The 25,162-nt window shown below is 64.1% G+C and carries 29 protein-coding genes; 7 read left to right on the forward strand and 22 right to left on the reverse strand.

Annotated features, from left to right (window positions below):
- Positions 1-85 precede the first annotated feature (85 nt).
- The 3 genes from CGK93_RS22535 to CGK93_RS22545 are packed head-to-tail and all read right to left on the reverse strand — an operon-like array spanning position 86 to position 2,999.
- The gene (locus CGK93_RS22535; RefSeq protein WP_089596866.1) at positions 86-1,459 is read right to left on the reverse strand and encodes an NAD(P)(+) transhydrogenase (Re/Si-specific) subunit beta; all 1,374 of its coding nucleotides are present in this window, start codon (positions 1,457-1,459) and stop codon (positions 86-88) included.
- Complete coding sequence (locus CGK93_RS22540; RefSeq protein WP_089596868.1) at positions 1,456-1,803, reverse strand: NAD(P) transhydrogenase subunit alpha; 348 nt, start codon at positions 1,801-1,803, stop codon at positions 1,456-1,458. The genes CGK93_RS22535 and CGK93_RS22540 overlap by 4 nt, the downstream gene beginning before the upstream one ends.
- Entirely contained in the window at positions 1,803-2,999 is a 1,197-nt protein-coding gene (locus CGK93_RS22545; protein WP_089596869.1) for a Re/Si-specific NAD(P)(+) transhydrogenase subunit alpha, read from the reverse strand. Before CGK93_RS22545 ends, CGK93_RS22540 begins: the two co-directional genes overlap by 1 nt.
- A gap of 184 nt (positions 3,000-3,183) precedes the next feature.
- Between CGK93_RS22545 and CGK93_RS22550 the strand changes: the two genes are divergently transcribed.
- Together CGK93_RS22550 and CGK93_RS22555 are read left to right on the forward strand one after the other, a co-directional pair.
- Positions 3,184-3,795, forward strand: coding sequence for an NADPH-dependent FMN reductase (locus tag CGK93_RS22550; protein WP_089596871.1), 612 nt, complete (start codon positions 3,184-3,186; stop codon positions 3,793-3,795).
- A 119-nt stretch (positions 3,796-3,914) separates the two neighbouring features.
- Positions 3,915-4,328, forward strand: a complete 414-nt coding sequence (locus CGK93_RS22555; RefSeq protein ID WP_089596873.1) for a hypothetical protein — start codon at positions 3,915-3,917, stop codon at positions 4,326-4,328.
- Between the two features lie 8 nt (positions 4,329-4,336).
- Here CGK93_RS22555 and CGK93_RS22560 read toward each other — a convergent pair whose 3' ends face one another.
- Positions 4,337-5,041, reverse strand: coding sequence for an HAD family hydrolase (locus tag CGK93_RS22560; RefSeq protein WP_089596874.1), 705 nt, complete (start codon positions 5,039-5,041; stop codon positions 4,337-4,339).
- Positions 5,038-5,313, reverse strand: coding sequence for a hypothetical protein (locus tag CGK93_RS22565; protein ID WP_089596876.1), 276 nt, complete (start codon positions 5,311-5,313; stop codon positions 5,038-5,040). Before CGK93_RS22565 ends, CGK93_RS22560 begins: the two co-directional genes overlap by 4 nt.
- Positions 5,314-5,427: 114 nt before the next feature.
- Here CGK93_RS22565 and CGK93_RS22570 point away from each other — a divergent pair, with 114 nt between their 5' ends.
- A complete protein-coding gene (locus CGK93_RS22570; RefSeq protein ID WP_089596878.1) occupies positions 5,428-6,069 on the forward strand; it encodes an NADPH-dependent F420 reductase in 642 nt (213 codons plus the stop codon).
- Between the two features lie 200 nt (positions 6,070-6,269).
- Positions 6,270-7,052, forward strand: coding sequence for a VOC family protein (locus CGK93_RS22575; protein WP_198318300.1), 783 nt, complete (start codon positions 6,270-6,272; stop codon positions 7,050-7,052).
- Here the strand turns inward: CGK93_RS22575 and CGK93_RS22580 are convergent, their stop codons facing one another.
- Together CGK93_RS22580 and CGK93_RS22585 are read right to left on the reverse strand one after the other, a co-directional pair.
- Complete coding sequence (locus CGK93_RS22580; protein ID WP_089596879.1) at positions 7,053-7,937, reverse strand: PaaX family transcriptional regulator; 885 nt, start codon at positions 7,935-7,937, stop codon at positions 7,053-7,055.
- A gap of 85 nt (positions 7,938-8,022) precedes the next feature.
- Positions 8,023-8,358, reverse strand: a complete 336-nt coding sequence (locus CGK93_RS22585) for a hypothetical protein (protein ID WP_232481468.1) — start codon at positions 8,356-8,358, stop codon at positions 8,023-8,025.
- Positions 8,359-8,577: 219 nt separating this feature from the next.
- On the opposite strand from CGK93_RS22585, the gene CGK93_RS22590 reads away from it, so the two are divergent.
- Positions 8,578-9,111, forward strand: a complete 534-nt coding sequence (locus CGK93_RS22590) for a hypothetical protein (RefSeq protein WP_089596882.1) — start codon at positions 8,578-8,580, stop codon at positions 9,109-9,111.
- Between the two features lie 101 nt (positions 9,112-9,212).
- On the opposite strand, the gene CGK93_RS22595 is transcribed toward CGK93_RS22590, so the two are convergent.
- The 7 genes from CGK93_RS22595 to CGK93_RS22625 are packed head-to-tail and all read right to left on the reverse strand — an operon-like array spanning position 9,213 to position 17,424.
- Positions 9,213-9,629, reverse strand: a complete 417-nt coding sequence (locus CGK93_RS22595; protein ID WP_089596883.1) for an acyl-CoA thioesterase — start codon at positions 9,627-9,629, stop codon at positions 9,213-9,215.
- 8 nt (positions 9,630-9,637) lie between these two features.
- Positions 9,638-10,996, reverse strand: a complete 1,359-nt coding sequence (locus tag CGK93_RS22600; RefSeq protein WP_089596885.1) for an MFS transporter — start codon at positions 10,994-10,996, stop codon at positions 9,638-9,640.
- A gap of 2 nt (positions 10,997-10,998) precedes the next feature.
- Complete coding sequence (locus CGK93_RS22605; RefSeq protein WP_089596887.1) at positions 10,999-13,389, reverse strand: bifunctional salicylyl-CoA 5-hydroxylase/oxidoreductase; 2,391 nt, start codon at positions 13,387-13,389, stop codon at positions 10,999-11,001.
- A 14-nt stretch (positions 13,390-13,403) separates the two neighbouring features.
- Positions 13,404-15,098 carry an AMP-binding protein gene (locus CGK93_RS22610; protein WP_089596889.1) on the reverse strand — a complete coding sequence of 565 codons (1,695 nt, stop codon included), beginning with the start codon at positions 15,096-15,098 and terminating at the stop codon, positions 13,404-13,406.
- 58 nt (positions 15,099-15,156) lie between these two features.
- Positions 15,157-16,029, reverse strand: a complete 873-nt coding sequence (locus CGK93_RS22615; protein ID WP_089596891.1) for an acyl-CoA thioesterase — start codon at positions 16,027-16,029, stop codon at positions 15,157-15,159.
- A 3-nt stretch (positions 16,030-16,032) separates the two neighbouring features.
- Positions 16,033-16,515 carry a cupin domain-containing protein gene (locus tag CGK93_RS22620; protein ID WP_089596893.1) on the reverse strand — a complete coding sequence of 161 codons (483 nt, stop codon included), beginning with the start codon at positions 16,513-16,515 and terminating at the stop codon, positions 16,033-16,035.
- A gap of 33 nt (positions 16,516-16,548) precedes the next feature.
- On the reverse strand, positions 16,549-17,424 hold the full coding sequence (locus tag CGK93_RS22625) for a fumarylacetoacetate hydrolase family protein (protein WP_089596895.1): 876 nt from the start codon (positions 17,422-17,424) through the stop codon (positions 16,549-16,551).
- Positions 17,425-17,559: 135 nt separating this feature from the next.
- Between CGK93_RS22625 and CGK93_RS22630 the strand changes: the two genes are divergently transcribed.
- Positions 17,560-17,958 (forward strand): RidA family protein, encoded by a 399-nt coding sequence (locus CGK93_RS22630; protein ID WP_089596898.1) that lies wholly within the window; start codon positions 17,560-17,562, stop codon positions 17,956-17,958.
- Between the two features lie 76 nt (positions 17,959-18,034).
- A complete protein-coding gene (locus CGK93_RS22635) occupies positions 18,035-18,397 on the forward strand; it encodes an iron chaperone (RefSeq protein ID WP_232481469.1) in 363 nt (120 codons plus the stop codon).
- Position 18,398: 1 nt separating this feature from the next.
- Here the strand turns inward: CGK93_RS22635 and CGK93_RS22640 are convergent, their stop codons facing one another.
- From CGK93_RS22640 to pcaG, 8 genes are all read right to left on the reverse strand, one after another.
- Positions 18,399-19,202: an IclR family transcriptional regulator domain-containing protein gene (locus CGK93_RS22640; RefSeq protein ID WP_089596902.1), complete on the reverse strand. Its 804-nt coding sequence runs from the start codon at positions 19,200-19,202 to the stop codon at positions 18,399-18,401.
- Positions 19,203-19,246: 44 nt separating this feature from the next.
- Entirely contained in the window at positions 19,247-19,915 is a 669-nt protein-coding gene (locus tag CGK93_RS22645; protein ID WP_089596903.1) for a 3-oxoacid CoA-transferase subunit B, read from the reverse strand.
- A 2-nt stretch (positions 19,916-19,917) separates the two neighbouring features.
- The gene (locus CGK93_RS22650) at positions 19,918-20,601 is read right to left on the reverse strand and encodes a 3-oxoacid CoA-transferase subunit A (RefSeq protein WP_089596905.1); all 684 of its coding nucleotides are present in this window, start codon (positions 20,599-20,601) and stop codon (positions 19,918-19,920) included.
- A gap of 14 nt (positions 20,602-20,615) precedes the next feature.
- On the reverse strand, positions 20,616-21,830 hold the full coding sequence (locus CGK93_RS22655) for a thiolase family protein (RefSeq protein WP_089596906.1): 1,215 nt from the start codon (positions 21,828-21,830) through the stop codon (positions 20,616-20,618).
- Positions 21,831-21,906: 76 nt separating this feature from the next.
- On the reverse strand, positions 21,907-22,338 hold the full coding sequence (gene pcaC / locus CGK93_RS22660) for a 4-carboxymuconolactone decarboxylase (protein WP_198318301.1): 432 nt from the start codon (positions 22,336-22,338) through the stop codon (positions 21,907-21,909).
- Positions 22,335-23,138, reverse strand: a complete 804-nt coding sequence (locus CGK93_RS22665; RefSeq protein ID WP_089596908.1) for an alpha/beta fold hydrolase — start codon at positions 23,136-23,138, stop codon at positions 22,335-22,337. The genes pcaC and CGK93_RS22665 overlap by 4 nt, the downstream gene beginning before the upstream one ends.
- Complete coding sequence (locus CGK93_RS22670; RefSeq protein ID WP_089596910.1) at positions 23,131-24,570, reverse strand: lyase family protein; 1,440 nt, start codon at positions 24,568-24,570, stop codon at positions 23,131-23,133. The genes CGK93_RS22665 and CGK93_RS22670 overlap by 8 nt, the downstream gene beginning before the upstream one ends.
- On the reverse strand, positions 24,567-25,160 hold the full coding sequence (pcaG, locus tag CGK93_RS22675) for a protocatechuate 3,4-dioxygenase subunit alpha (RefSeq protein ID WP_089596912.1): 594 nt from the start codon (positions 25,158-25,160) through the stop codon (positions 24,567-24,569). The genes CGK93_RS22670 and pcaG overlap by 4 nt, the downstream gene beginning before the upstream one ends.
- Between the last annotated feature and the right edge of the window lie 2 nt (positions 25,161-25,162).

Here is a 25,162-nt window from a genome sequence, read left to right on the forward strand (position 1 = left end):
AATGACTCCTAGCGGTGCTTTACAAACTGTCTGTAAAGACCTGTGCCGCCACGGTTCAGTACATGACGCAGTTCGCGGGTTTTTCCTAGAGTGCCTTCACCGCGCCCAGAACCTTGGTCAGTGAATCCTTGGCATCTCCGAACAGCAAGGTGGTTTGGGGTTCGTAGAGGAGTTCGTTTTCAATACCGGCAAATCCCGGACGCATGGAGCGTTTGAGGAACACCACCTGCCGGGCGTCGGCAACTTCAAGGATGGGCATTCCGTAGATCGGCGAGCCGGAGGTGGTCTTCGCGGCAGGGTTCACGACGTCGTTGGCACCCACCACCAAAGCAACATCGGCGGTCTTGAATTCGGAGTTGATGTCGCCCATTTCCTTCAGCGATTCGTAGGGCACGTTGGCCTCAGCCAGCAGCACGTTCATGTGTCCGGGCATTCGTCCTGCCACGGGATGGATGGCGAAATCCACGTCAATTCCGCGTGCTTCCAGAGCCAGGGCGAGCTCGGCGGCGGTGTGCTGTCCCTGTGCGACCGCAAGTCCGTATCCCGGCACAATGATGACCCGCTGGGCATAGCCGAGCAATACTGCAACGTCCTCCGCGCTGGAGGACCGCACTGGCCGCTCGCTCACGGCGGTGGATCCTGCCGTCGAGCCACCCTTGAAGGCGCCGAACATGATGCCGGCGACACTCCGGCCCATCGCCGCCGCCATGGCCCGGGTCAGGATGGTGCCCGAGGCTCCTACCAACGTTCCGGCGACCAGCAAAAGAACATTGCCCAGCACCAGCCCCGATGCCGCGACAGCCAGGCCGGTAAAGGCATTCAGGAGCGAGATGACGATCGGCACATCGGCACCGCCCACCGGCAGCACTAACAGGATGCCGGTAACAAGACCCAGGACCAAGAGCACCAACGCCAAGGCCAGTGAGCCGTTCAATATCACCACAACACCGGCACCCACAGCGGCCAGCAACACCACGGCCATCAGTGCGGGCAGGCCCGGGAAGGTGACGGGGCGGGTGGTCATGAGCCCTTGGAGCTTGGCGAACGTGACACCGGAACCGGCGAAGGACACTGCACCCACCAGCAGCGTAAAGACGATGGCCAGGCGAACCCAGGGATCGTCTGCGTGGGATAGTTCCAACAGGGCAACCAGCGCAGCGGCACCCCCGCCAACACCGTTGAAGAGGGCCACGAGCTGGGGCATCTGCGTCATCTGCACGCGGCGGGCCACCGGCGCCGCCACCCCGGAACCCACCGCAATGGCACCGAGGATCCAGGGAATGTTGTCCAACTTCACGGAGACGAATACCGTGACCACGGCCAACAGGGCACCAAGGGCGCCGATCAGGTTGCCGCGACGGGCCGTTTTCGGTGAGTTCAGCCCCTTGAGCGCGAGGATGAAGCACGCCGCCGCTGCGAGATAGAGGAGTGCCGTCCACGTGGGATTGAGCAGCGTCACTGTTGGCGCTCCTTCGTCACGGCTTCGGCGGAGCCAGGACTGGCCGGCTCAACTTTCGACGGCGGCCGTTGCCTTCCGCGGAACATCTCCAACATGCGGTCGGTCACCACGAACCCGCCCACGAGGTTGGCCGTGGCAAGGACGACAGCCAACAGGGCCACGGCCAGCACCCACGGGTCAGCAGCCTGTCCGGCAACGATGATGGCTCCCACCAGGATGATGCCGTGGATCGCGTTCGCACCGGACATGAGCGGCGTGTGCAGGGTGCTGGAGACCTTGGAAACAACCTCGAAGCCCACAAACACGGCCAGCACGGTGATCGTCAGCAGGCTCATGCCATCCATCAGCGCACTCCTTCAGTTCCGGGATGGGTGGAGCCTACGGGTTCTGTTTCGCCTGCGAGCGCCGTGAGTGCCTCCGCGGTAGGTGCGTGCCGTACTTCGCCGAGGTGGGTGAGGCAGGTGCCCGCCACTACTTCGTCGTCGAAGTCCGGGGAGACCGTTCCGTCTTTGGTCATGAGCGCCAGCAGATTGGCCACATTCTTGGCGTAGAGACGGGAAGCGTCTGCGGGCATCGCGGAGGCTGCGTCCTTAATTCCCACCAGCGTCACGAGTCCTTGGCCGTCTGCGGTGGGCACGGGGATGTCCTGCCCCGGGATGCTTCCCTCAACATTCCCGCCGGATTCGGCTGCCAGGTCCACCACCACGGAGCCGGGGCGCATACCCTGCACCATCTCGCGGCTCACCAGGAGCGGCGCCCTTCTGCCAGGAACAGCAGCGGTGGTAATCAATACATCGGCTTGGGCAACGTGCGGCGCCAAAAGTGCCCGCTGCAACGCGCCGCGGTCTGCGCTGAGTTCGCGGGCGTATCCACCGGAGGCCTCGGCGGTTTCCAGGTCCAATTTGATGAACGTGCCGCCCATGGACGCTACTTCGTCCGCCGAAGCCGGGCGGATGTCGTTGGCGGAAACCCTGGCCCCGAGCCGCTTGGCTGTGCCGATCGCTTGCAGTCCAGCAACACCCGCGCCCAACACCAGCACCCGGGCGGGCGGGATGGTCCCGGCCGCCGTCATGTACAGCGGGAAGAACCGAGGCAACCGCATGGCCGCCTCAAGGACACAGCGATAGCCCGCCACCAGGGCCTGCGAAGTGAGCGCATCCATGGATTGGGCGCGGGAAATACGGGGAACCAGTTCGAGGGCAAAGGACGTGATGCCACCTGCGGCGAGTGCCCGCACCGTAGGCAACTCCGAGGACGGCGACCCCAACCCGACGGTGACCGAACCCCGGCGGAGGGCTCCCGCCGTCGACGGTTCCATGGGACGTACGTGGCAGTAGACATCAAGCGATCCGGCAACCAACGACTGCACCACAGCGGCGCCCGCCGCCCGGTAGTCGTCGTCGCCATGGCCGGACGCCAGCCCCGCGCCGGACTCGATCTCAACCTCAAGACCCAACCCCACCAGCTGCTTCACCGTTTCCGGCGTTGCGGCCACACGTCGCTCACCGTCGAGCGTCTCGCGCGCTATGCCTGCTTTCACCCGCCACCCTCTTCCTGAACTCTCCGGAACCCAGTTGGCATGAGTCTATGACCGCAGAGGTCCCGGCGGGAGTAGGGGCTGCGCTATGTGCATAAGTCAATTAGGGTCGGTGGGAGCTGGGGCAACCAGTCACCACACCGTCGACGAGCCGGTTCCGGCCGTGCCGTCGGAAAGGAACGCCGCAATGGACACTTTCAAAATCGGTTATTTCGTCGGAAGCCTGGCGAGCAATTCCATCAATCGGGTCCTCTCCAAGGCGCTCATCAGCGTCGCGCCTTCGGAGCTCGAGTTCCATGAGATCGCCATCAAGGACCTCCCTCTCTACAGCTCGGATTACGACGCCGATTTCCCGCCGGCCGGGCGGGAACTGAAGGATGCCATCGCTGCATCGGATGGCATCCTGTTTGTCTCCCCTGAGTACAACCGCTCCATTCCGGGCGCGTTGAAGAACGCCATCGACTGGGGTTCGCGCCCATGGGGCACCAACTCGTTCGCCAGGAAGCCCACGGGAATCATCGGCGCATCGCCCGGCGGCATTGGAACGGCGGTGATGCAATCGTCCATGCGCAGCGTGTTGAGCTTCCTGGACGCGCCGCAGCTGAACGCACCTGAGGCTTACATCCGGTTTGTCGCAGACGCGTACGACGACGACGGTTCAGTTAAGGACGAGGGAACCGCTGCCTTGTTGCGGCATTACATGGAGGAATACAGCGCGTTCGTGCAGCGTGTCCTCGCCGCCAACGCCCCGGGCCACATCGGGGACCAGGAACCGGATTCCGCCAAGCTCACTCGGTAAAGGCCGGTGGGGTGCCGCTCCCAGCGCGCGAGCGGCACCGGCGAAATCACCCACCGCCACGGTTTAGTCAGTATCCTTACGAGTACGAGGATTCACGCCCCTAAACCTTGGAGGTATCGATGCTTCGAAGATTAGCCACCACCACGCTGGCATTGGCCCTTATCGCAGGGTCCACGCTCTCCGCGACGGTTGCAGCCAACGCGGCGCCAGCCGTCCAAGGCAGCGCCGTCCAAGGCAGCGTAGCCGCCACGACGCCGACACCCACAGCGGATGCCACCAACCCCTCCGGCCCCTCAACACAAACACCAACCAACCCGGCACCATCATCCGGGGCTTCCAGCACGTCCAATCCTGCAGGCAGCGGGCCCGCCAACCCCGGGACCGGAGAGTCTGGCCCCCAGGAACAGACCCGCACGGACGCCACCCCCTGGGTGCTGGCCGGAGTAGCCGCAGTCATCATCATCGCCTTGATTATCTGGACCGCGCGCAATCGGCGCGGGCGGGACAAGGGAATCAGCGACGAGCCGCGCTAGGCCCCGCGTTACGACCCAAGAGCGCCCGCCGCCAACCGGCCGATGATGCTGCTTTCCAGGTGTTCCAGCAGGTGCCGCGGATTGTCATAGACCTCCGCGGCACCTGCATCGCGCAGCTCCGCCTCACTGATTCCGCCGCAGGTCAGGGCAATCACGGGAACACCAATGGCCGCACCGGCCTTGACGTCCCAGACTGCGTCGCCAACAAAAACCGCATCCTCCGGGCTGACGCCAAGCTTCTCCAGGCAGGCGACCAGGATGTCCGGCGCAGGCTTGCTCTCCTTGGCGTCATTGGAGCTGGTCCACGCATCGATGGAGGATCCGGCGTCGAGGATCTGCCTGCTGACCTCAAGGTCCCTCTGCTGTGCTGACGATGCCAACCCCACTGCCAGCCCGGAGCCGGAGCATGCTGAGAGGAGGTCGCGGACGGAGTCGAACGGCCGCAGCGTCGGCCAGAACGTTGCGAACACTGCGCTATGTGCTGATTTCAGTTCTTCCTGCAGGTCTTCGGGGCAGTCAGGTACGAGGCTCTGGATCAGGCGGTCGCCTCCCATGCCCACCCGGCGATGAATGGCGGACATCTCGATGTCCAACCCTTCACGCCGGAACGCCTGCCACCACGCCATGGCGTGGAAGTAGCTGGAATCAATCAGGGTTCCGTCCACATCGAAGAGGACCCCGCGCTTCTTTGGTGATGCTGAATCACTTGTCATTGGCCAACCACCTTCGCTTTGGTCTGGATGCCCTGCGCTGCAAGGGCAGGATCAATGCCTGGCTCCCCGAGCATGAGGACTGCATACCGCTCGGCGGATCCCGTTCGGAGCAGGCCCGTCCCGGCCACTTCCCTCATGGCAGACACTCCCTCAATAGCCTCGTCCAGCGACGAATAACGTTTTGACAGACCCATCAATGCGTCGCTGCCGTCCAACACCAGTATGCGAAATCCTCCGTCGGGGGTCTCTACCAGTTCCAAATGACCGGCCATACCGACCTCCTCGCCTCAACGACATTCCCCATAGTAAGACTACTTAGTATAGGACTGATCGACATATTTCGTCACGCGGGAAATAGGCGCCTGCAACTTCTTGTTGGCAGGGACATGACAACAATCGGAATCATCGGTGCAGGACACATTGGCAGCCAGGTTGCACGCAAGGCCGTGGAATTGGGCTATGACGTCGTGATCAGCAATTCACGGGGCCCCGAAACACTCGGCGAACTCGTTGCGGAACTGGGGCCGCGCGCCCGTGCCGCCACGGCAGCCGAGGCAGCAGCGGCGGGCGATTTCGCCGTCGTGACCGTGCCCCTCAAGAACTACCAGAGCATCCCGGCAGAGCCGCTCGAGGGCAAGATCGTCATCGACACCAACAACTATTACTGGGAACGCGACGGCCGCATCCCGGAGCTGGACAACGGCGAAGCCACCACTTCCGGCCTGCTCCAGAAGCACCTCCCCACGTCCAAAGTGGCCAAGGGCTTCAACCACATCTTCGCCAAGGACATCACCACCGACGGCACGCCGGCCGGTACGCCCAACCGCCGCGCGCTGGCCACTTCCAGCGACTTCCCGGAAGCCGCCGAGCTGGTCACCAAGCTGTACGACGAATTCGGCTTTGACACCGTCAACGTGGGTCCGCTGGAGGACAGCTGGCGCGTCGAACGCGACCGCCCCGCGTACGTCATCCGGCAGACCGCCGTCGAACTCCAAGACAACCTCGCCAAGGCGACCCGCACGGTCTAAAACCTCAACGCACGACGGCGGGCAAGCGGCTGACGCTTGCCCGCCGCCTTGTTATGGGCTGCTGACCAGAAAAAGAGCATGGAAACGGTGTCATAAATCGGGTCCGAGGCGCACTTTATGGGTGGCTGCTTCCTCAGGCGCTTGGCGCATCGGGCACCTGGGGAAGCAGCTGCCCCCAGCGCCCCGACCCGAGGAGTCCCATGTCCACCAAGATTTCGAGCTGGCCCGCCGCAACTCCCCTGTGGGTGGACCTGGGTGTTGACGACCCCAGCGCCGCGAAGGCGTTCTACGCAGACCTTTTTGGTTGGGAGTTCGTGTCCGGTGGCAAGGAATCCGGCGACTACGTCCTGGCTCATCTGAGGGGCCGCGCCGTGGCCGGACTAGGCCCCAAACAGGATCCCGGCATGCCCACAGTCTGGACAACCTTCCTGGCCTCGGACGATGTTGACCTCACGGCGAAAAAGATCGGCGCGGCCGGAGGGCAACTCCTGGCCCCGCCCTTTGATGTCATGGAATCCGGCCGCATGGCCCTGGCCACTGACAGCGTTGGTGCGGCGTTCGGCGTCTGGCAGGCCGGCACCCACATCGGCGCTGAACGCGTCAATGAGCACGGATCCCTGTGCTGGAATGAACTCCACACCCGCGACTATTCCGCGGCCCGGTCCTTCTACTCGGAGGTCTTCGACGTCAGCTATCAGGACGTCACCGAAGAGGGCCTGATCTACTCCACGTTCCGCCGCCCTTCGGACGGCCGGGAAGTGGGCGGGATGCAGCACGACACCGCACTTCCAGAAAACGCGCCCAACTACTGGATGACCTGGTTCGCCAGCGATTACGTGGCGGGGACGGCAACCCGGTCCGTCGAGTTGGGCGCCACCCTGCTGGGCCCTGTGGCCGAAACAACCCTGGGCCGGATGGTGGTGATCCGGGCGCCGCAGGGTGAAGTGTTCGGCGTCATCGACGCACCGCGGACCCTCGACTAGTCAGGCTGCTGCGGGGTCCAGGGCTTCCGCGATGATCTCGTGTGCGTGGGCTGCGGCCAGGGGTGCCGCCAGCCGATGAACTGCTTGGAACGTCCTCCGCACCGCCGGGCCGTGCCATTCCGGCGGAAGGTAGTCGGTAGGGAGGTTCGGGTCGCGGTACGGGAACTTACGCCACATCGTGAGCATGGGAATGTAGTAGCGGAAGGCGTCACGCCGCAGCTCTTCGGTGGAATCAGCCAGCGCCCTTTCGGGATCGTCGCCTACCTTCTCCGTCCATTGCTGTTCCGCACCTTCGTACAGCCCAAGGAACTCGGTGAATTGCTCATCGAGCTCCTTGAGGTCCCACCACTCCGAGATCTTGGGCCGCATGGGGCCGTCGAAAACGTAGTCGCTCCGGAACAGGTCCACGAACTCAATCAGTCCCCCGGCCGTGAGTCGCTCCCGGGCTTGCTCCAGCTTGTGGGCCGGCGCGATCCACACCCCGTTGGCCACCGAACCGAACCCCAAGGCCAGCAGCGCGGAACGAAGCTGGTGGCGGCGGTTGCGCATGGATTCCGGCACCGAGAAAACAGCAAGGACCCAGGTGTCCACCGGGGCGGGCGGTTCCGGTGCGAAGATCCGCCGGTCACCCTCACGGAACACATCGCTGATGGACTCGGAGATCTTGTACTTGGCGATTCCACCCTCGCGGACACTCTTCAGCACGCCCTTGGCCTTGAGCCTGGAGACCGACGACCTCACACCCGGAGCGTCATAACCGAGCGAACCCAACATGGAGATCAGCGCAGAAACCGGCAAAGCATCGCCCGCGTTCCGGCCATAGAGGCCGAAGATCGTCACAAGCAACTGTTGGTGGCGCACAGGGGGTGCCGGGACGGCGAACATCGAAGGATCCTCATTTCCGCGCCCCCTATCAGGCGCCAGTCCAGTTCATCATAGGCGCGGGGATGGTACCCGCCGATGTTCCGGATCAGCCCAGCGAAAGAAGCAGGAAGAGGAGTGCGAGTACCAGCGCCACAGGGGTCATGACAAACCGCTCAGGCTTGCTGCGGGAGATCGCATTCATCACGACGCCCAAGGTGAAGTAGCCGGTGAGGACCCACATGAAGACGTCGGTGAACCCTTCGCTGATCAGCACCGGCACCAGTTCCGCCTTGGCCAACGCCGTGTAGCCGAAGAGGGCGTAGAGCAGGATGGAGATGATGCTGCCGATCCTCAACTTCCGAGGCAGGACGTCATGCTGTCCGCCCCAAGCGAACCGTCCGATAGGCGCGCCGGCCACCAAAGCCACTTGGAAAACGGCCAAACAACCAAGGATTATGCACGCGAGAATCGCGTAGAGCTGCTCCACCGGCCAAGCGTAACCGCCGGCGCCGCTCCATCGGCGAACCTGACATGAACGCGGAGCGAAAAATCCGGTGCCGCTGGCCGCATCTTTGTAAGCATGCTTACTATAGACGGACGCTGTTTCGAGGCCCAACGCCTCAAAAAAAGTTCTTTCCGTATCAACGACAGGAAGCACATCATGGCAGGAAATCTCGTAGCCCGTTCCCTTCACGACCTCACCGCCGCGGCATGGTTCGGCGGCTCGCTGATGGGGGCCATCGGACTGAACGGTGCCGCAGCAGAAGCCAAGGATCCCACCGAGCGTACCCGCCTCTCAAGCAAAGGCTGGGGAAAATGGGCTCCCGTTCAGACCGCAGCGTTCGCCGGACACCTGGCCTCGGACCTGGCCATCGCCTGGGAAAACAAAGGCCGGATCGCCAAGCAGGACAACGTGGCCGCCAACACTGTTTACAAGACTGTGGTGACATTGGCGGGCGCTGCCGTCACCTTGTACGCAGGTGTTGTTGGCAAGAAGGTGGATGAGCTCTCCGGCGAAGGCGCAGAGGGTGCCACCGAACCGCGCGCCGGCGCATCGGACGAGTTGAAGGCCGCCCAGACGCAGCTGAAGGCACTCCAGTGGGCCATTCCTGCATTCGCTGCCTGGGTGATCATCCTTGGTGCCAAGCATGGCGAGATGCAGCGGCCCAAGAACATTCTGAAGGGGCTGCGGTAACCGCGCACCACACCCCTCGCCGAGACCACACCCCTCGCCGAGACGGCAGTTAATGACAGTCCCAGAGCCCGGCATTGTCATGTACTGCCATCTCGGCGGGGCTATTCGGTAGCTCGCTCCGTGCGGACCGCCCCGATGGCGCGGACCAGATGATCCGGCCAAGGCTGGGCAGCCGTGCCGCCCTCGGGAACGTGCACCGTCGTGACCGTCCCGTACGCGGCGACATCACCGCCGTCGGACGTTACCTCGAAAGCCAGCGTCAGCGAGGTCCGGCCAAGCGCACTGATCTTCACGGTGGCCGTGATGCGCTGGCCAAACCACAGCTTGGCTTTGTAGTTGATCACTTGCTGGACGCGCGGAGCGCTGGGGAAATAGTCCGGCAACTCCAGCGAGCGGAAGAGCTCGGCCTCTGCAGCCTCAACCCAGCGCAGTATGGCCGAGTTGTGCTGGTGTCCGGAGGCGTCGGTGTCCACCCATTCCACCGTTCGCTCGACGCACGCCTCCGGAAACCCGTCCATGATTGCTCCTAGCGCGCGCTGACGGTGGCGTCGTCGGGATCAACGTCGACGACGGCGGCGGGCACCTCAGGCTGCGGCTTGGGAATCATCGCCACAGCACCGGCTGCCAGTACTGCGATGCCGGCGAAGATCGCGAAGTTGGCCTCGAAAGGCAACTTGGAGCCTGCGATCCAGCCACCAATCAACGGCCCGGAGATGGCACCCAGGCGGGCGAAGCTCAGGGCCCAGCCCGTTGCCGTGCCACGGACCTTGGCCGGGTAGTAGTCGGCGATGTACCCGGTGAGCACCAGCGACGTGGAGATGGAACCGACACCGGCGAAGGCGACGAACAGCAGGTTGACCACCATGGTGTTGGGGAAGACCAGCAGCATGATGCCCAGCCCGCCCAGGATGTAGAACACCACCAGGATGAGCTTCTTGCCGTACTTATCTGCGGCGCGGCCCAAGAGCAGGCCGCCGATGGCGGACGCAAGGCTGAAGACCAGAAGGAACGTCAAGGAAGACCCGAGGTCATAGCCGGCCTTCTTCATGATGCTTGGCAGCCACGTGTTCAGGCCATAGACGAGGACCAGGCCGCAGAAGAGCGAGATCCAGAAGAACACCGTGGAGCGCAGGTACTTCCGCGAGAACATGGTGGTGATGGTCCTCCACCAAGGATCAGCCTGCACACCTGCTTGGGGGGCCACAGCAACAACCGGCGTGTAGTTGGAGATGTTCAGCTTGGTGGCCAGTGCCTTGGCCTCGGTCTTGCGGTCCTTGGATTCCAGGAATTCCAAGGACTCGGGGAGGAACTTCCAGATGATCGGAATCAGCACCACCGGTGCCGCGCCGATGGCAACAACCGCACGCCAGCCGCCCATGGGCAGGACGAACAGAGCGGCGAGAGCGGCGGCGACGATGCCCAGTGAGTACCCGGAATACATGAGGCCATAGTTGTAGGAGCGCTTGTTCGGCGCAGAGTATTCAATGGTCAGGGCTGCTGCCACCGGAATGACACCACCCATGCCCAAACCACCGATGAGCCGGAAGAGTCCGAAGAGCTCCGGTGTCGGAGCCCAGGCAGCACCGGCCTGGGTAAGCGTGAAGATCGCCATGGAGGCCAGGAGCATCTTCTTGCGTCCCACGAGGTCGCTGAGCGTACCGATGAAGAGGGCACCAATAAGCATGCCGATCAAGGCATATGAACCCAGGCCGCCCAAAGCCAGCGGGCTGAGGTTCCATTCCTTGTACTCGGCAAGGGCCGGAAGAATGGCTCCGAGGACGCCGACGTCGTAGCCCTCGGCGAGGATGGCGAGCCAGCAGCAGAACAACACCAGGCCGGTGGTCTTCTTGGGCACGTTCCAGTTATTGACGGGTGCGGTGGCCATGGCTACTTCACCAAAACCGATGCGGCGGCGGACTCGGGAGTCCAGCGGAGGTGGGTGTTGGGCTCTTCGATGTCCGCTTCCTTCAGCAAGGACAGACGCGGACGGACGGCGTCAGTGCGGGAGCTCGGTGGTTTCCGGCGACCGGCACGGAACTGCGGGATCCAGTCAGCGCCGGGGCCTTGGTACTCCTGCTCTGCCGCGGCGTGGAGGGTCCACTGGGGATCGTAGAGGTGCGTACGGCCCAATGCGATAAGGTCCGCACGGCCTGCGAGGAGGATGGAGTTCACGTCGTCGTAGGTGGAGATGGCGCCGACGGCGATCACAGCCACGCCTGCCGGCGCGGCCACTTCCTGACGGATGCGGTCCGCGAACGGGGTCTGGTAGCTGCGGCCGAAGGCGGGCTTTTCCTCCTTGGCGACCTGTCCTGTGGAGACGTCCAGGCCGGCAGCGCCGTGTGCCACGAAGGCGCGGGCGATTGCCACGGAATCGTCGGAAGTGTTGCCACCCTCGATCCAGTCAGTCGCTGAGATGCGCACCGTCACCGGCTTGCTGGCAGGCCACGCTGCGCGAACGGCGTCGAACACTTCCAGCGGGAACCGCAGCCGGTTCTCCAGGCTGCCGCCGTATTCGTCGGTCCGCTTGTTGGACACCGGCGAAAGGAAGGAAGACAGCAGGTAGCCGTGGGCGGCGTGGATTTCGAGGAGGTCGAAGCCTGCCTCGTGGGCACGGACCGTGGAAGCGACGAACTCTGCCTTGATGGCGTCCATGCCGGCGCGGTCCAACTCCACGGGAGTCTGGTTCTCCGGGCTGTACGGCAGGGCTGAGGGCCCGACGGCGGTCCAGTTGCCTGACTCGAGCGGCTGGTCGATGCCTTCCCACATGAGCTTGGTGGAGCCCTTGCGGCCGGAGTGGCCCAACTGGGCACCGATCTTGGCGGTGGAACGGCTGTGGACGAAGTCCACGATTTCCTTCCAGCTGTCCCGCTGCTCGTCCGTGTACAGGCCGCTGCAACCGGGGGTGATGCGGCCGGCTTCGGAAACACAGACCATTTCGGTCATGACCAGGCCGGCACCGCCAAGTGCTTTGGAGCCGAGGTGGACCTTGTGGAAATCACCCGGGACGCCGTCCGTGGCTGAGTACATGTCCATCGGGGAGACCACAATGCGGTTCTTCAGCTCCAGTTCGCCGAGGCGGAAGGGCTGGAACATGGCCGGCGCTACCTCGGTGAGGCCCTGGGACTCAGCAAAGTCGCGGTCCACGGCGTCTGCGAACTCGGGATCGCGGAGGCGCAGGTTTTCCTGAGTGATGCGGCGGCTGCGGGTGAGCAGGTTGAACGCGAACCGGGTGGGGTCCTGATCCTTGTACTGCCCGATGCGCTCAAACCACTCAAGGGAGGCCTGGGCTGCGCGCTGGGTGGAGGCGACCACGGGCCGGCGCTCGGCCTCGTAGGCTGCCAGCGCGGATTCAACATCAGCGTGCTCGTGCAGGCAGGCTGCCAATGCGAGCGAGTCCTCCATGGCCAGCTTGGTGCCGGAACCGATGGAGAAGTGGGCCGTGTGGGCGGCGTCGCCCAGCAGCACCACGTTGTTGTGGCGCCAGTTCTCGTTGCGGACCGTGGTGAAGTTGATCCACTTGGAGTTGTTGGTGAGGACCTCGTAGCCGTTCAGTTCTTCGGCGAAGATCTCACGGATCTTCGCGATTGCTTTCTCGTCCGAGACACCGGGAGGGAAGACCTCGTTGGCCGTCTCGTCGAAGCCGGCCGCGTGCCATACGTCCTGGTGCATTTCCACGATGAACGTGGAACCCTCGTCCGAGTAGGGGTAACCGTGGATCTGCATGACGCCCCACTCGGTTTCCTTCACGAAGAACTTGAAGGCTTCGAACACCTGATCCGTACCAAGCCACATGAACTTGTTGGTCCGCATGTCCAGGTTCGGCTTGAACGAGTCAGCGTACTTGGCGCGGATCTGCGAGTTGATGCCGTCCGCAGCAAGAACCAGATCGTAGTTGGCTTCGAGTTCCTCAACGGCGGGAGCCAAGGTGCTGAACCGCACGTCCACGTTCAGTTCGATGCAGCGGCGCTGCAGCAGTTCCAGCAGTTCCTTGCGGCTCATGGCAGCGAAGCCTTGGCCGCCCACCGTGATCATCTGGTCACGGAAGTGGATGTCGATATCGGACCAGCGGGCGAAGCGACGGCTCATGTACTCGGCCACCACGGGATCGGCGTTGCCGATGCCGCCCAAGGTCTCATCGGAGAAAACGACGCCGAAACCAAAGGTGTCGCTGGCAGCGTTGCGTTCCCAGAGGGTGATGTCGTGTGACGGGTCCAGCTGCTTCATCAGTGCTGCGAAGTAGAGACCGCCGGGGCCGCCTCCGACAATTGCGATTTTCATGGTGTTGCTCCTTCTCAGGCCTGGCTCTGGCCGGCAGGGGTAAGTTGTTCGGTCTGGCTCGCGTTCGTGGTGGCATCCTCAGCGAGGACCTTGTCGCGGAGCTTGAAATGCTGGAGCTTGCCGCTGGGATTGCGCGGAAGTTCGGTGACGAAGCGGACGTCCCGTGGGTACTTGTACGGGGCGATGGTTTGCTTTACGAAGTCCTGGATTTCCTTGCGCTTCGCGGCGTCGCCGGTGACGCCTTCACGCAGGACAATGAACGCGCAGACGATGCTCCCGCGCTCCTCGTCCGGAACTCCGATCACGGCGTTTTCCACGACGTCAGGGTGCTGGTCGATGGCCGTCTCAACCTCTGGAGCACCGATGTTGTAGCCGGAGGAGACGATCATGTTGTCCGAGCGGGCCTGGTACGTGAAGTACCCGTCGGCGTCCATGGCGAACGTGTCTCCGGTGACGTTCCAGCCACGGACCACGTAGTTCGCCTGCCTGGGATCGTCCAGGTACCGGCATCCGGTGGGGCCTATGACTGCCAGGCGTCCGATGTTGCCGGGGCCGAGTTCGTTGCCGTCCTCGTCCAGGATGGTGGCCCGGAATCCCGGAACAGCGCGTCCTGTAGTCCCGGGCCTGATGTCGTCCCCGGCAGCGGAGATGAACACGTGCAGCATCTCCGTGGCACCGATGCCGTTGACCAACCGCAAACCCGTCGCCTCATGCACTGCTTCCCAGGTTTCCTTGGACAGGTGCTCACCGGCGGAGACTGCAATACGCAGTCCTCGGAGGAGATCGCCCCGCTGCTCCTTCAGGATGGCCCGGTACGCCGTGGGGGCGGTGAAGAGGATACTGGCCCCGGCTTTTGAGGCGTGCTCGGCCAATTCCACGGGTCCTGCCTTCTCGGTCAAGAGCGACGAGGCCCCAAACCGGAGGGGGAAGACCACCAAACCGCCCAGCCCAAAGGTGAAGGCCAGGGGCGGCGAACCGGCGAACACGTCATCGGCGGTGGGCTGCAGGATGTAGCGGGCAAAAGTATCAGCGTTGGCCAGGATGTCCCGGTGGAAATGCATGGTCACCTTGGGCACCCCGGTGGTGCCCGACGTCGGACCCAGCAAGGCGACGTCGTCTGCGGCCGTGTCCACTGCCGTGAACTTGCCACTCTTGTGCTCGCAGCGCGAGGCGAGGTCGCCGTCGTCGTCGAATCCGTTACCCGCCCCGTACGTCAGGACGGTGAGGTCATCCCCGGCGGCAATCGCGAGCTCGTCCACAAACCGGTGGTCCGAGATGGCGACCGTCGGCTTGGTGAGTTGGATGAGCGTGGCCACCTCGGTGGAGCGCAGCATGGGCATGGTGGTGACCACGACGCCGCCGGCCTTCAGAACGCCCAGCCAGGCAGCGACGATCCACGGATTGTTGGGGCCGCGCAGGAGCACGCGGTTGCCGGGAACAACACCGAGGTCCTCGGTGAGGACCTGGGCCACCTGGTTGGAGCGCTTCTGGAGCTGACCATAGGTCCAGACCGAGCCGTCGGGGGTCCATAGGGCCGGTCGGTCCGCGCCGTACTGGTCGACAGCGTCGTCGATCAGCACCGCGGCAGCGTTGAGCCGTTCCGGGTATTGGAGTTCGGGGAGGGTGAATTCAAGCGCAGGCCAGGTATCGGCTGGCGGCAGGTGGTCGCGGGTGAACGTGTCCACGTGGGCCGATGGCATCATGCTCATGGCCGGTCCTTTCAGTGGTGCGTCGTTGAAGCTGATGGTTGGGGAGGTAGAAAGCTCTTTAGGCGCCGGCGCGGATCATGCCCTCTTGGGCCACGGTGGCGAGGAGCCTTCCTTGCCGGTCGAAGAAGCGGCCCATGGCAAGGCCCCTGTTGCTCTGGCCGGAGATGGCTTCCTGGGCATATAAGACCCATTCGTCCGCGCGGCCATCCCGGTGGAACCACATGGAGTGGTCAAGACTGGCGGTGGCGAGTCCGGGGCTGGACCAGTTCAGTCCGTTGACCCGGAGCAGCGGCTCCAAAATCGTGTAATCGCAGACGTAGGCGAGGGCCGCGCGGTGGAGGTCGGCGTCGTCGGGCAGGGCGTCAAAGGCTTTGACCCAGATGGCTTGCTGAGGCACCGCACCGCCTTCAAGCTCGATGTATACCGGACCGGGAATATGCCGCATATCGAAGCTGCGACCCGTGGACCAATAGTCTGCGGCCGCTCCCTCGGTCCCGTCCAGCGCTTCCGCTGCCGTCCTCAGCGATTCAGGCTCGACGGCGGCAGGAGCCTCAGGCTGGAAGTCCGGCCCGCCCTCGGGAACCTGGAAGGAACCCATCGCGGCATACACGGGCTTGCCGTTCTGGAAGCCGCGAACGGTACGGGTGGAGTACCCGCGGCCGTCCCTCAGGCGCTCCACTTCGTACCGGACACTGGAACCGATATCCACCGGACGCATGAAGTAGCTGTGCATCGAGTGCAGAGTCCTGTCAGCATCAACGGACCGCATCATCGCGGCCGCAGCTTGTGCCACCATGTCTCCACCGTAGGCTTTTGGCCACGGCACGTACTGGGTGGTTGCTTCATACGCTTCATCGAATACTTCGGCCGATGCCGGCGTGAGCTCCATGGCCTTGAGGAAGGTCTCCGACGTTAGGGTTCCAGTGATCATGGCTTAGGCCCGGCGGTAGTCGGCGAGGGTTTCGTCGGCAACGTCTTCGAGGTTGACCACGAGGTTCTCCGGCGTACGCGCGGTGAGCCAGACCAGTTCTTCCGTGACGGACATGTTGGCTTCGACGTGGGGCATAAACGGCGGCACGAACACCCAGTCGCCGGCCTTCATGTCGATGAACTCCGAGTAGTCCTCGCCGAAGTAGATGCGGCCGTGGCCCCGGAGCACGTAACCGCCGGTTTCGGCCTCACCGTGGTGGTGCGGCAGTGAGCGGTATCCGGGGGTGTTGGATACCTGGCCGAACCAGATCTTGGTTGCCGGGGTGTGCTGGATGCTCACACCGGAGACGCGGATGCAGTCACCGGACTGCGCCGTGTTGCTGTCTTCGGCGCCGGCGCGGGTGACAACAGGGACAACCTTGCCGTCAGCCTGGGCGTAGATGGAGTTGTCGCCTTCGAGGCGGTATTCGGTAGTGGTCTGGCTCATGGGTCTGTCTCCTTTGGTGTGGTGTGACGGTTTCTAGGCGTTTGCCGGGACGGGTGCGTGAATCCGGAACTGGTTTTCCAGCCGGCCGATCCCGTCGATTTCGGTGGTGAGGACGTCTCCGTCCTTGAGGAAGCGGGGCGGGGTCATCCCCATACCCACTCCCCCGGGCGTGCCCGTGAGGACAAGGTCGCCGGGACGCAGGATGGTGAACTGCGAGATGTAGGACAGGAGCTGCGCCGGGCCGAACACCAAGGTGCTGGTGTTTCCCTGTTGGACGAGCTCCCCGTTGACGTACCCACGTACGTTGAAGCCCTGGACGTCATTGGGGCCGGCTTCATCCGCAGTGACCATGACCGGCCCTACCGGAGTGGTGCCGTCCCAGGCTTTGCCTTGGAACCACTGCAGCGTCCGGCTCTGCCAGTCGCGCATGGAGACATCGTTGGCCACGGTGTACCCGGCGATGGCCTCACGGGCCCGGTCTTCATCCGCGCGGAACAGTTCAGAACCCACGACGACGGCGAGCTCGGCTTCCCAGTCGACCCGGCCGCTGCCGTGGACTTCCACAGCGTCGTGTGCGCCCACCAGGGTGTCCGCGTACTTGGCGAACAGCGTGGGGTACTCCGGAAGGTCGCGGCCCATTTCCTGGATGTGGTCCCCGTAGTTCAGGCCGCAGCAGATGACCTTGCCGGCCCGGGGAAGGAGTGGGGCGAGGTCCGCGTCAGCTGCTGCTATCACGGTCTGGTCCTTGGACGCTGCAGCCGCTGCGGCCTTCTCTACGACCAACCGCCACTCCGGCTGGGCCAGGAGCGCCCCGACGTCTGTGGCGGGCAGCGCGAGGTAAGAGTCGGCGCCCGTGGCGAGTGCCGCCGTCGTACCTCCGTTGGCCGTGCGCAAGGTGGCGAGTTTCATTGCAGGTTCCCTTCGAGATTCTTGATGTGTCGACTTTTTTACGATCGTCACATATGCTCAACGTAGCACGACGGAAATGATCTGCACAGAGGCTTTCCAAAAGTTTTTGCAGTTGCCACAACGAGGAGGAACAGCATGAGCCACCAGACGATAAACCCGGAATCGCTCCCCAAGCCATCAGGTTTTGCGCACGGCATTCTGGCCGGCAACACCGTTTTCCTGGGTGGGCAGACGGCCCTGGACAAGAACATGAACATTGTTCCCGGCGGCATCGTGGAGCAATTCACGCAGGCGTTCTCCAACGTGATCACCACCTTGCGCGAGGCCGGCGGACAGCCCGAGGACCTGGTCAACGTGACCATCTACCTCACGGACGTGGACGACTACATGGCCAACGGCCGCGAAATCGGACGCATCTGGCGCGAGATGGCGGGATCGCAGTATCCGGCAATGGCTGGCATCGGTGTCACACGACTGTGGCAGAAAGAGGCCCTGATCGAAATCCAGGGCATCGCGGTCATTCCTGAGCGCTAAACCTCTGGAGTTTTTGTACAGATACCGCCCCTAAAACCGCTTCTAAAGGTCATTAGCTGTACAAAAACTCCCGTGTATGGCGCAGGATTGGGCCATGGGAACCGTCACCGAATACCTTGAGGGCGTCAGCGAAGCCAACCGCTCGATTCTGGAGCGCATAGTGGGGATCGCCCGCGAACTCGCGCCCGACGCCGAAGAAGGCGTCAGCTACGGTATGCCTGCGCTGCTTGTTGACGGCAAGGGCTTCCTGAGCGTGCAGGAAACCAAAAAGCACCTGGCGTTGTACCCCTTCAGCGGGCAGATCCTGCCTGAAATGTCGGAGGAGCTTGGGGGTTATTCGTGGTCGCCGGGGACGCTGAGGTTCTCGGCGGACAACCCCGTGCCGGACTCGCTGGTGCGCCGGATCCTTGAGACGCGGCTGGCTTCGATCCGGAAGTAAGTCAGTGCTTCGCCGAGACGTCCTGCGAGATGGCATTGGCCGTGGCCACCACTTCCTGGCGCACCGCATCAAGGTACTTCTCCGGATCCGGCTGCGCTGAGACGGCCTGGGCCTGCAAGGACACGTTGATCGCAGCCACATTGTCGCCATTGTTGTGGTTCCACACCGGCGCGGCGATGGACATCAGACCGATCTCCAACTCCTGGTCCAGCAAGCACCACCCTTGCCCGCGGACCTGCTCGACGGCGGCCCTCAAGTCGGGCACGCTGGCGACGGTTCGCGGCGTGAGCGGGGTGAGTTCCGCCGTCGTGAGGTAAGCCTCCAGCTTGGCCGGCGGCAATCCGGCCAGCAAGACGCGGCCCATGGAGGTGGCGTAGGCCGGGAAGCGGGTGCCGACGGTGATGCCGACGTTCATGATCCGGCGTGTGGCGACGCGGGCCACGTAAAAGATATCCGGGCCGTCAAGGACAGCGGCCGACGTCGACTCCCCCAGTTTCAGGCTCAGCTGCTCCAAGTGTGGCTGGGCCAACTGCGGCAAGGACAGCGCCGACAAGTAGGAGTAACCAAGCTGAAGCACCTTGGCCGTGAGCGCGAAGGTCTTGCCGTCGGTGCGGACGTAGCCCAGCTCAACCAGGGTGTGCAGAAAACGGCGTGCCGTCGCGCGGGTCAGGTCGGTGCGGGCTGCGACTTCGCTGAGGGTCATCACCGGGTTGTTCGCATCGAACGCCCGGATCACGGCGAGACCCCGGGCCAACGACTGGACGTACTGGTCGCTGGCCTGCGGGGTAACTGCGGAGTCGGTCATGGTTACCAATCCTAGGGCGCATCGCGGGGCCCAACGTGCGGAACCTAATCTGCCTTTTTCAACGGCAGCGGCACGAGCTCCTGGATTTCTTCGAAGGTGCAGCCGAACGTTTCGCGGACGGTGACGCCGTCGGGCCCGGTGAGGAAGACAGCCTTATCCGTGTACACACGGGTGACGCAGCCAACGCCGGTGAGCGGGTAGGTGCACTGTTCCACGAGTTTGGACACGCCTTCGCGGGTGAGGAGCGTCATCATCACGAAGACATCCTTGGCACCCGTGGCCAGGTCCATGGCTCCGCCCACGGCCGGGATCGCATCCGGGGCGCCGGTGTGCCAATTGGCGAGGTCGCCGGTGGCGGAGACCTGGAAGGCACCGAGGACGCAGATGTCCAAGTGGCCGCCGCGCATGATCGCGAACGAGTCGGCGTGGTGGAAGTAGGAGGCTCCGGGCAGTTCGGTGACGGGGATCTTGCCGGCGTTGATCAGGTCTCCATCGACCTCATCCCCAACCGCCGCCGGGCCCATGCCGAGCATCCCGTTCTCCGTGTGGAGCGTGATGTTCTGTTCCTCGGTGAGGTAGTTGGACACGAGCGTGGGCTGGCCGATGCCCAGGTTCACGAAGGAGCCGGGGACGATGTCGCGGGCCACCAACTGGGCAAGTTCATCGCGGCCCAGTGGTTTCTCCGAAGTCTGGATGCTGGTTTGGGTGCTCATGATCAGGCCACCTGTTCTGCGCTGGAACCGCCGACGCGGACCACGCTGTTGACGTAAATACCCGGTGTCACCACGTTCTCCGGATCCAGGGAGCCCGTGGGCACGATCTCCGAGACCTGCACGATGGTGTGCTTGGCCGCCGCAGCCATGATGGGCCCGAAGTTCCGGGCGGTCTTGCGGTAGACAAGGTTGCCCTTGCCGTCGGCTTTAAGCGCCTTGATCAGCGCGACGTCGGCATGGATCGGGGTTTCGAAGACCTGCCATTTCCCGTCCAGCAACCGGGTTTCCTTGCCATCAGCCAACGTGGTGCCGTAGCCGGTGGGCGTGAAGAATCCACCAATCCCGGCGCCGGCAGCACGGATGCGCTCAGCCAGATTGCCCTGCGGGACCAGCTCCAGCTCGATCTCGCCAGCATGGAACTTAGCGTCGAAGTGCCAGGAATCGGACTGCCGCGGGAAGGAGCAGATCATCTTGCGGACCCGGCCTTCCTTGATCAGCAATGCGAGGCCCTGATCGCCCTGACCGGCATTGTTGTTCACCACGGTGAGGTCCTTCGCGCCGCAATCCATGAGGGCATCGATCAGTTCGAACGGCTGCCCGGCATTGCCGAACCCGCCGATCATCACCGTGGAACCGTCCTTGATGCCGGCGACAGCCTCGCCAACAGTGTCAATGAAATTCAGCATGATCCTTAACCCTCCTAAGCCGATGCGCCGGCAGTGACGTTCTCGAGCACCACGGCCAGGCCTTGGCCCACGCCGATGCAGATCGCCGCGACACCCCAACGTTGCCCGGAGGCCTGCAAGGAACGGGCGAGCGTGCCGAGGATGCGGGTACCGGAGGCACCCAGAGGGTGGCCCATCGCGATCGCGCCGCCGTGCTGGTTCACGATCCCGGGGTCGATCCCCCATGCGTCAACGCACGCCAGCGATTGGGCGGCGAACGCTTCGTTAAGTTCGACGGCGCCCACCTGGTCCCAGCCGATGCCCGCCTTCGCGAGGGCCTTGTTCGCGGCCTCAACCGGGGCGAAGCCGAAGAACTGGGGGTCGTTGCCGTGCGCGCCACGGCCGGCGATGCGGGCCAGCGGTTCGAGACCAAGGATCGCCGAAGCCGCTTCCGAACCGATCCATGCCGCCGAAGCACCATCGGACAACGGCGAGGCATTCCCAGCGGTGACCGTACCGCCGTCGGGCCCCGAACCCTCGGGCCGGAACACCGTCTTCAAACCGCCCAGCTTCTCCGCCGAAGAACCAGCACGGATGCCCTCGTCGCGGACCAAGTCAGTGCCCGGAACCTGCGTCACCAACGAGTCGTAGAAGCCTTCGTTCCACGCGGCATCGGCCAGATTATGTGAATCAGCCGCAAAAGCGTCCTGCCGTTCCCGGGTAATCCCGTACTTCTCACGGAGTCGTTCGGTGGCTTCGCCCAGGGAGATGGTCCAGTCCTTGTTCATGGCCGGGTTCACCAAACGCCAGCCCAGAGTGGTGGACGCCAACGTCATGTCACCGGCCGGGTAGGGCTTGGAGGTCTTCGGCAGCACCCACGGAGCCCGGGACATGGACTCGGCGCCGCCCACCAGCATGAGATCGGCGTCGCCGGCGTTGATCTGGCGTGAAGCGATGATCGCCGCGTCCAACGAGGAGCCGCACAAACGGTTAACCGAGGTCCCCGGAATCGAGACCGGAAGGCCAGCCAACAGGGTAGCCATGCGGGCGACGTTGCGGTTTTCCTCGCCGGCACCGTTGGCGTTGCCGAACACCACTTCGTCGATCCGCTCAACATCCAGCCCCGGCGCCCGCTTGACGGACTCGCGGACCACGTGGGCAGCAAGGTCATCAGGACGGACAGCGGCAAGACCGGAGCCGAACTTGCCAAAGGGCGTGCGCACGGCGTCGTACACAAAAGCCTGGTTCATGGGTTTCTCTTTCTATCTGCCCAACTGAGTAACAGCAAACGTCGCTATGAGCGTTCAATGGGACGTTTGCTGTTACCTAGTTGGTTTCGTTGGCGTCGATCTCGGCGAATACTGTCTGGGCCGTCTTGAAGGCCGAGTTGGCCGACGGCACACTGCAATAGATGGCGGTCTGCAGCAGGATCTCCTTGATTTCGTCCCTGCTGAGGCCGTTGTTGAGGGCTGCCCTGAGGTGCATGGCGAGTTCCTCCCAGTGACCGTGCGCCACCAGTGCCGTGAGGGTGACCGCGGAACGCATTTGCCGGCTGAGGCCGGGTCGCGTCCAGATGCCACCCCAGGCGATCCTGGTGATCATGTCCTGGTAGTCCTCGGTAAAGGAATCCTTGTTGGCGTTGGCCCGGTCAACGTGGGCATCGCCCAGCACTTCGCGGCGAACCACCATGCCGGCGTCGTAAATGTCCTGGGCGGTGGCGTCGGGCTGCACGGCGCCGTTGTGGTCGGAACTAGTCACAGTCCGTTCTCCTTCATGAAGGTGCGCATCAATTCCGCCACAGCGGCGGGCGCCTCTGCGGGCGCGAGGTGGGCGACGCCGTCGAGCGCTACAGCCTGGGCGGTACCGCCGCCTGCGGTGATGCCGGCGGCAACAGCTTCGGCGAACGACGGCGGAGCAACAGAGTCCTCGACGCCGGCGATCGCCAGCGTGGGGACGGTGATGCTGCCGAGCTGCTCGCGGACGTCGAACGACGCCAGAGCTTCGCAGCAGAACGAGTAGCCGAAGCGGTCGGCATCGCGCAGGGCGTGCAGGAGGCGGCTGCTGATGTCCGGCTGGCGGTCCATGAATCCGGGCGCAAACCAACGCTCCGCGGAGCCTTGGATCATCACGGGCGTGCCCAGTTTGCGAACCGTCTCTGCGCGCTCCAGCCAGCCCTCCGGAGTGCCGAGTTTGGCACCGGTGCACTGGACGGACAGGCTGCTGAGGCGGTCGCCGTGCTTGATCCCGAGCTGCAGGCCGGTGGCCCCGCCCAGAGAGACACCTGCGTAATGGAAGTTCACGCCCGGCGAAACAGAGTCGACAAGATCGACGACGGCGTCCGCCAGTTCCGCAACATCGAAACCTTCGGCGGTGGTCGGCGAGATGCCGTGGCCGGGGAGGTCCCAGCCGATGACGTCGTACTCGTCACCCAGGAGGGCAGCGGTTTCCGTCCACAGCACAGTGGATGTGCCCAGCGACGGGCCCACCACCAGGAGCGGCTTCGCTCCCAGTTCGCGCTGCGGAGAGAGCAGCACGGCTTTGACAGTTGGCTTAGCCACGAATGGCTCCCTTCGGTGAGGCTTCGGTCCCTTTAGTGAGCGCTGCAAAGTGCGGGTACGCGGCAAGGATCCGCCGGCTGATCTCCCGGGCTTCGCCAAGGTAGCTCGCCGGATCCAGCAGTGCCTCAAGTTCGGCGTCCGTGAGCTGGTCCGCCGGGACGGTTTCGCGCAGCAGTTTGGTGTAAATGCGGGTCTGTTCGGCGACGGGCGCCTTCAAGGTTTCGTCGACGACGATCTGCAGCTTCCGCCTTCCGTCCTCACCCAGGAGCGGTGCGACGGCGGTCATCACGCCTTCGCTGAGGAGCAGCGGTCCTGAGATATCGAGGTTCCGGCGCATCGCGTCAGGGAAGACCCGGAGGCCTTCGGCGAGTTCGCGGAGGTGACCCGCAGCGCCCAGAGCCAGGGCGAGCAACTGGCGCAGGGCCGGCCATTCACTGTGCCAGGCACCGTCCGGCCGCTCGTCGTTGAAGGTTGCGGCCGCGAGATGGAGTTGCGAAGCCAGCCCGGGAGACTGCAACGCGGCACTGCGAATCAAGACGGACAATACGGGGTTCTGCTTCTGCGGCATGGCCGAGGAAACCCCGCGTCCGGCAGCCAAGGGTTCGCCAAGTTCGCTGACTTCCGGGCGGCTCAGGAACAGCAGGTCGGCAGCGATCTTTCCGAAGGAATCGAGCAGGGCAGCGAGCCCGTCGCCGAGGGCCGTGACCGCCAGGCGGTTGGTGTGCCACGGGGCGGGAGCGGGTGCGAGGCCCAGTGCGGCAGCCAGCGCATCGGCAAGCGTGAACGGTGTTGCGTCCGAACCAGCAGTCAGCTTGGTACCCGAGGCCAGCGTTCCGCCAGCCCCACCAAACTGCACCGGCAACTCCAGGGACTCCAACCGCGCAGCCGCAGCGGCCACGCCCTGGAACCACTGGGCGGCCTTGAGTCCGAAGGTGTACGGAAGGGCGTGCTGCGTCAGGCTCCTGCCCACGCACAGCGTGTCCGCATGCTGCTCCGCCAAGGTGGCGAGCGCCGTCGTCGTGCCCTTGACCTCTGCCAGCAACGCCGTAACGGTGCGGCTGGCGAGGAGCATGAGGGCGGAGTCGAGGACGTCCTGGCTGGTCAGCGAGGTGTGGACAGATTTACCGGCGCCGATTCCGGCGGTGTCCAACTCCCGGACCCTGGCCCGCAGATCACCGAGCAGCGGGATGACCGGGTTTCCGCCACCCTGGGCGCGTTCCGCTAACGAAAGAACGTCGAAAGAACCGGCATCGGCGGCTTCGGCCACTACAGCGGCGGATCCTGCGGGAGCCAGTCCCGCCTCCTCAAGAACGGCAGCCCAGGAGGCTTCGACGTCGAGGATTGCCGTGATCACGGCACGGTCGCCCGTCAGCGCCGCCACAGTGGGCAACGCCGAGACTGGGCTAAGGAGGCCGAAGTCGCCGTCGGTCATGCCGGGTTTTCCGTATTAATGTCCAGCGAGCCGTCCTGCTGGAAATCCAGGAAGACGGTCTCGTCGCCACCCTGCAGGCGGATGTCCCACGTAAGGCCGCCGTCAGGATCGCGGCGTGCGATGAGCGTCTTGCGGCGCTCAGGATCCAAGGAGCTCAGCAGGGGATCGTTGGCCAGCGCGTCCTCATTTTCCGGAAGGTACACGCGCGTGAAGAGGCGGTTCATGAGGCCGCGGGCGAACACGGCCACGGAGATGAACGCAGCCGCGCCCGGTGCCGTGGGGCCCGGGTTCACGGTGGTGAAGGTGTACACGCCGGAGTTGCCCACGGAGCCACGGCCCCACCCGGTGAAGGTGTAGCCGTCGCGGACCAGGGAACCGGTGCGCTGGACGATGTTGCCGTCGGAATCCGGCTGCCAGATTTCCAGGATGGCGTCCGGAATGGCATCACCGGCGCCGTCGTACACGGTGCCCTGGAGGCGGATGCTGCCGGGGCTGCCCGGTGCCAGGAGTTCGTTGTCCTTGTTAAAGGGAAGGGCGTATCCGTAGAAGGGGCCTACGGTCTGGCCCGGTGTGGGTGCCAGCTTGCTCATGC

The organism is Arthrobacter sp. YN (genome assembly GCF_002224285.1).
In the GTDB taxonomy this organism is placed as follows: Bacteria; Actinomycetota; Actinomycetes; order Actinomycetales; family Micrococcaceae; genus Arthrobacter.

What these genes read in the sequence shown, in the direction of transcription:
- CGK93_RS22625 (WP_089596895.1), bottom strand. Translation starts at nt 17,424, where the DNA reads ATGAAACTCGCCACCTTGCGCACGGCCAACGGAGGTACGACGGCGGCA.
- CGK93_RS22670 (WP_089596910.1), bottom strand. Translation starts at nt 24,570, where the DNA reads ATGACCGACGGCGACTTCGGCCTCCTTAGCCCAGTCTCGGCGTTGCCC.
- CGK93_RS22580 (WP_089596879.1), bottom strand. Translation starts at nt 7,937, where the DNA reads ATGTTCGCCGTCCCGGCACCCCCTGTGCGCCACCAACAGTTGCTTGTG.
- CGK93_RS22565 (WP_089596876.1), bottom strand. Translation starts at nt 5,313, where the DNA reads ATGGCCGGTCATTTGGAACTGGTAGAGACCCCCGACGGAGGATTTCGC.
- CGK93_RS22610 (WP_089596889.1), bottom strand. Translation starts at nt 15,098, where the DNA reads ATGAGCATGATGCCATCGGCCCACGTGGACACGTTCACCCGCGACCAC.
- CGK93_RS22655 (WP_089596906.1), bottom strand. Translation starts at nt 21,830, where the DNA reads ATGAACCAGGCTTTTGTGTACGACGCCGTGCGCACGCCCTTTGGCAAG.
- CGK93_RS22550 (WP_089596871.1), top strand. Translation starts at nt 3,184, where the DNA reads ATGGACACTTTCAAAATCGGTTATTTCGTCGGAAGCCTGGCGAGCAAT.
- CGK93_RS22645 (WP_089596903.1), bottom strand. Translation starts at nt 19,915, where the DNA reads ATGAGCACCCAAACCAGCATCCAGACTTCGGAGAAACCACTGGGCCGC.
- CGK93_RS22640 (WP_089596902.1), bottom strand. Translation starts at nt 19,202, where the DNA reads ATGACCGACTCCGCAGTTACCCCGCAGGCCAGCGACCAGTACGTCCAG.
- CGK93_RS22600 (WP_089596885.1), bottom strand. Translation starts at nt 10,996, where the DNA reads ATGGCCACCGCACCCGTCAATAACTGGAACGTGCCCAAGAAGACCACC.
- CGK93_RS22615 (WP_089596891.1), bottom strand. Translation starts at nt 16,029, where the DNA reads ATGATCACTGGAACCCTAACGTCGGAGACCTTCCTCAAGGCCATGGAG.
- CGK93_RS22595 (WP_089596883.1), bottom strand. Translation starts at nt 9,629, where the DNA reads ATGGACGGGTTTCCGGAGGCGTGCGTCGAGCGAACGGTGGAATGGGTG.
- CGK93_RS22560 (WP_089596874.1), bottom strand. Translation starts at nt 5,041, where the DNA reads ATGACAAGTGATTCAGCATCACCAAAGAAGCGCGGGGTCCTCTTCGAT.
- CGK93_RS22650 (WP_089596905.1), bottom strand. Translation starts at nt 20,601, where the DNA reads ATGCTGAATTTCATTGACACTGTTGGCGAGGCTGTCGCCGGCATCAAG.
- CGK93_RS22605 (WP_089596887.1), bottom strand. Translation starts at nt 13,389, where the DNA reads ATGAAAATCGCAATTGTCGGAGGCGGCCCCGGCGGTCTCTACTTCGCA.
- CGK93_RS22590 (WP_089596882.1), top strand. Translation starts at nt 8,578, where the DNA reads ATGGCAGGAAATCTCGTAGCCCGTTCCCTTCACGACCTCACCGCCGCG.
- CGK93_RS22575 (WP_198318300.1), top strand. Translation starts at nt 6,270, where the DNA reads ATGTCCACCAAGATTTCGAGCTGGCCCGCCGCAACTCCCCTGTGGGTG.
- CGK93_RS22620 (WP_089596893.1), bottom strand. Translation starts at nt 16,515, where the DNA reads ATGAGCCAGACCACTACCGAATACCGCCTCGAAGGCGACAACTCCATC.
- CGK93_RS22635 (WP_232481469.1), top strand. Translation starts at nt 18,035, where the DNA reads ATGGCGCAGGATTGGGCCATGGGAACCGTCACCGAATACCTTGAGGGC.
- CGK93_RS22540 (WP_089596868.1), bottom strand. Translation starts at nt 1,803, where the DNA reads ATGGATGGCATGAGCCTGCTGACGATCACCGTGCTGGCCGTGTTTGTG.
- CGK93_RS22555 (WP_089596873.1), top strand. Translation starts at nt 3,915, where the DNA reads ATGCTTCGAAGATTAGCCACCACCACGCTGGCATTGGCCCTTATCGCA.
- CGK93_RS22570 (WP_089596878.1), top strand. Translation starts at nt 5,428, where the DNA reads ATGACAACAATCGGAATCATCGGTGCAGGACACATTGGCAGCCAGGTT.
- CGK93_RS22630 (WP_089596898.1), top strand. Translation starts at nt 17,560, where the DNA reads ATGAGCCACCAGACGATAAACCCGGAATCGCTCCCCAAGCCATCAGGT.
- pcaG (WP_089596912.1), bottom strand. Translation starts at nt 25,160, where the DNA reads ATGAGCAAGCTGGCACCCACACCGGGCCAGACCGTAGGCCCCTTCTAC.